Below are 1,106 nucleotides of genomic sequence, written 5' to 3' on the forward strand. Positions count from 1 at the left end.
GGGGGTAGCTCGGGCGGTCGCCACCGCGGTCATCGCGGCGCGGGAAGCTCGGCCGGTCGTTGTCCCGACGGAACCCACCACCGGCGGGACGGTCGTCACGACGGGGGTACGAGGGGCGGTCGCCCCCACGGTCGTCACGACGGGGGAAGCTGGGACGGTCGCCGCCACGGTCGTCACGACCGCCGCGGAAGCCACCGCGGTCGTCATCGCGACGGGGGTAGCTCGGGCGGTCGCCACCGCGGTCATCGCGGCGCGGGAAGCTCGGCCGGTCGTTGTCCCGACGGAACCCACCACCGGCGGGACGGTCGCCCCGGTCGTCACGACGCGGGTAGCTCGGGCGGTCGCCGCCACGGTCGTCACGACCGCCGCGGAACCCACCGCGGTCGTCATCACGACGCGGGTACGAGGGACGGTCCCCACCACGGTCGTCACGGCGCGGGAAGCTCGGGCGGTCGCCACCGCGGTCGTCACGGCGGAAACCGCCACCGCCACCGGTGGGACGGCCACCGCGGTCGTCATCGCGACGCGGGTACGACGGACGGTCGCCACCGCGGTCGTCGCGGCCGCGGAAACCGCCGCGGTCGCCACCGCCGCCCGTGGGACGGCCACCGCGGTCGTCGTCACGGCGGGGGTAGCTGGGACGGTCGCCACCGCGGTCGTCACGGCGGAAACCGCCGCCGGCACCGGCGGGGCGGCCACCACGGTCGTCACGGCGGAAGCCGCCGCCACCGGCCGGTCGGCCACCACGGTCATCGCGACGGAACGGCGGACGGTCGCCGCCACGGTCGTCACGGCCCCCTCGGTAGCCGCCCCTGTCACCGCCGTCGTTGCGCCGAGGCTCGCGCTCCGGACGATCGTCGGGAGAGTTGGACATGGGTGTGACTCCTGTCTTCGGGGTACCGCTAGTCATTCTCGCGCAACCAACCCATGGCCGCGCTTCGGCGTAAAGATGTGAAAAACAAAAAGGACCCTTGGTCCAGCGTTGAACGCTGGACCAAGGGTCCTTTGAAAGATTGTTCGGCGGCGTCCTACTCTCCCACAGGGTCCCCCCTGCAGTACCATCGGCGCTGAAAGGCTTAGCTTCCGGGTTCGGAATGTAACCGGGC

General features: G+C 72.5%; 1 rRNA gene and 1 pseudogene. Both read right to left on the minus strand.

The features are described from left to right. A pseudogene (locus ACZ7GJ_RS37880) lies at window positions 1–760 on the minus strand (tetratricopeptide repeat protein); the annotation flags it as partial. A gap of 255 nt (window positions 761–1,015) precedes the next feature. Continuing rightward, window positions 1,016–1,106: ribosomal RNA gene (rrf, locus tag ACZ7GJ_RS37885) — 5S ribosomal RNA — on the minus strand; the annotation flags it as partial.

This window comes from Streptomyces sp. NPDC037242 (assembly GCF_055604165.1).